General features: G+C 71.7%; 5 protein-coding genes. All 5 read left to right on the top strand.

Annotated features, from left to right (window positions below; all coding sequences use genetic code 11):
• On the top strand, positions 1 to 230 hold a 230-nt coding region (locus OOT08_RS05810), incomplete at its 5' end, for an iron chelate uptake ABC transporter family permease subunit (RefSeq protein ID WP_325091635.1).
• The gene (locus OOT08_RS05815) at positions 230 to 1,048 is read left to right on the top strand and encodes a heme ABC transporter ATP-binding protein (protein WP_325091636.1); all 819 of its coding nucleotides are present in this window, start codon (positions 230 to 232) and stop codon (positions 1,046 to 1,048) included. The genes OOT08_RS05810 and OOT08_RS05815, both read left to right, overlap by 1 nt.
• A gap of 134 nt (positions 1,049 to 1,182) precedes the next feature.
• Positions 1,183 to 1,722: an inner membrane protein YiaA gene (yiaA, locus tag OOT08_RS05820; protein WP_325091637.1), complete on the top strand. Its 540-nt coding sequence runs from the start codon at positions 1,183 to 1,185 to the stop codon at positions 1,720 to 1,722.
• Between the two features lie 32 nt (positions 1,723 to 1,754).
• Positions 1,755 to 2,702: a type I pantothenate kinase gene (gene coaA, locus OOT08_RS05825; protein WP_325091638.1), complete on the top strand. Its 948-nt coding sequence runs from the start codon at positions 1,755 to 1,757 to the stop codon at positions 2,700 to 2,702.
• 61 nt (positions 2,703 to 2,763) lie between these two features.
• A partial coding sequence (locus OOT08_RS05830) for a flavoprotein (protein WP_325091640.1) occupies positions 2,764 to 3,325 on the top strand: 562 nt, incomplete at its 3' end.

Below are 3,325 nucleotides of genomic sequence, written 5' to 3' on the forward strand. Positions count from 1 at the left end.
GGCTCGTGATCCCGCACCTCATGCGCATGATTCTCGGCCCGGCGCACCTGCCCCTCGTGACCGCGAGCGCGCTCGGCGGCGCGCTGCTGCTCTCGCTGGCCGACCTCGTGGCGCGCACCGCGGTGCCGATGGCGGACCTGCCCATCGGCATGCTGACCTCGCTCGTCGGCGGCCCGTTCTTCTTCTGGCTGCTGCGCCGGACCCGGAAACGCTCAGGAGGGTGGGGCTGATGCGCCTCGGAACCGCAATCGCCCTGCCGACCATCACCCCGGTCGGCGAGGACGTCTACCGCGCGACGAACGTCCGCGTGCACCGCGGGGGACGCGACATCCTCGGCGGCGTGGACCTCACCGTCCGCGCGGGCGAGGTGCTCGCCCTCATCGGCCCGAACGGCGCGGGCAAGTCGACCCTGCTCGGCGCGCTCTCGGGGGACGTGGACATCGACGGCGGCGAGATCCAGTTCGCCGGTCGCCCGCTGCGCGACTGGCCCCTCGCGGAGCAGGCCCGTCGCCGCGGCGTGCTGCTCCAGGACAACCAGGTGCTGTTCCCCTTCACGGTGCACCAGGTCGTCGAGATGGGCCGCGCGCCCTGGCGGCGCACGGCCCTGGAGGAAGAGGACAACGAGGCGATTGCCTGGGCCATCGACCTCGCCGATATCGGCCACCTCGGCAATCGCCGGGTGCCCTCGCTCTCGGGCGGGGAGCGCGCCCGCTCGGCCTTCGCGCGGGTGATCGCGGGGCGCACCGGCGTGCTGCTGCTCGACGAGCCGACGGCCGCCCTCGACCTCAAGCATCAGGAGTCCGTGCTCGGCCTCGCCCGCGACCGCGCGGACGCGGGCGACGCGGTCATCGTGGTGCTCCACGACCTCAACCTCGCGGCCGCGCACTCCGACCGCATCGCTCTCCTGCGCCGCGGGCTCATCGCGGCCGAGGGCACCCCCGAGGAGGTGCTGACCGCGGAGATCGTCTCCGAGGTCTACGATCACCCCGTCGAGGTGATCCGGCACCCCCGCACGGGGCGCGCGATCGTCGTGCCCATCCGGGACTGAGGCCAGCGCCACCCCAGCGCATGCCAGTTTTCGCATGCGAAGAAAACATATTCCGATTCCGGATATGCGCGCGCACTAGCGTGGGTGTTGTTGCCGGATTCACTCGGATCCGGTCCCACGAAAGGACCACCGCCGTGAGCACTGACGCTTCCTCCGCATTCTCGTCCATCGATCCCACCGCTGCTGGAGCCGCCCCGGCCGCAGCCCAGCGCCCGCTGGCGGCGGAGCCCCTGCCGCAGCGGCCCACCCCCGCGTTCGTGGGGGCCTCCTGGGCCGCGCTCCTGCTCGGCGTCGCCGCGTACCTGATCGGGCTGTTCAACTCCTCGATGGAGCTGAACGAGAAGGGCTATTACTTCGCCGTGCTGATGTTCGGCCTCTTCGCGGCGGTCTCGCTGCAGAAGACGGTGCGCGACCGCGCCGAGGGCATCCCCGCCTCCTCGCTCTACACGGGGCTCGCCTGGTTCTCGCTCGCCACCGCGCTGGCGCTGCTGGGCATCGGCCTGTGGAACGCGGGCAGCCTCCTGCTCAGCGAGAAGGGCTTCTACGGGATGGCCTTCGCGATGAGTCTCTTCGCCTCGGTCGCGGTGCAGAAGAACGTGCGCGACCTCGCGCGTTTCCCCCGCCCGGAGCGCGCCGAGGGCGACGCCGGGGCGGCGCGCGACGACCGGCGCTGATCCCGGGGCGCGCTCTGCGGTAGGTTGGGCGAATGCCATCCGCACACGGCTCGCCCGCGACGATCAGCCCCTTCATCGACATCCGTCGTGCCGACTGGGCGGAGTTGCCCAGCGCCTCGATGCCCGCGTCGCTCACGCCCGAGGGCATCGACCGGATCCGCGGGCTCGGCGTCCCCCTCGATGACGCGGAGGTGCGCGAGGTCTACCTGCCCCTGTCGCGGGTGCTGTTCCTGCACGCCGGGGGCACCCGCGACCTGGCGGAGCGCACCGCGCAGTTTTTGCAGCGCGAGCCCAGCCCGACGCCCTTCGTGATCGGGGTGGCTGGCTCGGTCGCGGTCGGGAAGTCGACCGTGGCCCGGCTGCTGGTCGAGCTGCTGCGCAGTTGGCCGGAGGAGCCGCAGGTGCAGCTCGTGACGACCGACGGCTGGCTGTTCCCGACGGCGGAGCTGACCCGGCGCGGGCTGCTCGGGCGCAAGGGCTTCCCCGAGTCCTACGATCAGCGGGCCCTGCTTCGCTTCGTCACGGAGGTGAAGAGCGGGCGGGCCGAGGTGCGCGCCCCCGTGTACTCGCATCTGACCTATGACCGGGTGCCCGACGAGGAGATCGTCGTGCGCCGGCCGGACATCCTCATCGTCGAGGGGCTGAACGTGCTGCAACCGCCGCAGGGGCACGCGCTCGCGGTGAGCGATCTCTTCGACTTTTCCGTTTACGTGGACGCGGATCCGCGGCACATCCAGGCCTGGTACGTCGAGCGTTTCCTAGCGCTGCAACGGGACGCGTTCGCGCGGCCGGACTCGCACTTTCACCGCTACGCGGATCTGCCGGAGGCGGCGGCGCGGGAGACCGCGCAGATGATCTGGCAGTCGGTGAACGAGCCGAACCTGCGCGAGAACATCATGCCGACGCGGCAGCGTGCGGACCTCGTCCTGCGCAAGGCCGCCGACCACAGCGTGGAGCGGGTGCTCCTGCGGAAGGGCTGAGCCGCGTACAGCGTAGAGCGGGTGCTCCTACGGAAGGGCTGAGCCGCGTACAGTGGGGGGCATGGCTCGCATCGTCCTCGGCATCAGCGGCGGCATCGCCGCGTACAAGGCCCTCGGTCTCATCCGTCCGCTCATCACCCGCGGTCACCGCGTCGATGTGATTCCGACCGCGTCGGCGCTCCGCTTCGTCGGGCGGCCCACGCTTGAGGCGCTCAGCCGCAACCCGGTCACCGAGGATCTCTTTGACGATGTCGCCGAGGTGCGTCACGTCGCGCTCGGGCAGCGGGCCGATCTCATCCTGATCGCCCCGGCCACGGCGAACACGATGGCGAAGCTCGTGACGGGACTCGCCGATTCGCTGCTGCTCACGACGGTGCTCGCGAGCCGGGCGCCGCTGATGCTCGCCCCGGCGATGCACCCGGAGATGTGGGAGCACCCCGCCACCCGGGCGAACGCGGCGACGCTGCTCGAGCGCGGGGTCACCCTGATCGGGCCGGGCGACGGCCCGCTGACCGGCGACGACAGCGGGGTGGGGCGGATGAGCGAGGTCGAGGAGATCCTCGCCGCGGTTGACCGGGCGCTCCCCGCCGCGGGCGAGCGTTCGGCTCCGGAGCCCGCGCAGC

It is taken from the genome of Leucobacter sp. M11 (genome assembly GCF_035726885.1).
GTDB lineage: Bacteria > Actinomycetota > Actinomycetes > Actinomycetales > Microbacteriaceae > JAPFRB01.

Bases quoted from the DNA above. Each gene is read 5' to 3' on its own strand.
- OOT08_RS05815 (WP_325091636.1), top strand. From the start codon at position 230: ATGCGCCTCGGAACCGCAATCGCCCTGCCGACCATCACCCCGGTCGGC.
- coaA (WP_325091638.1), top strand. From the start codon at position 1,755: ATGCCATCCGCACACGGCTCGCCCGCGACGATCAGCCCCTTCATCGAC.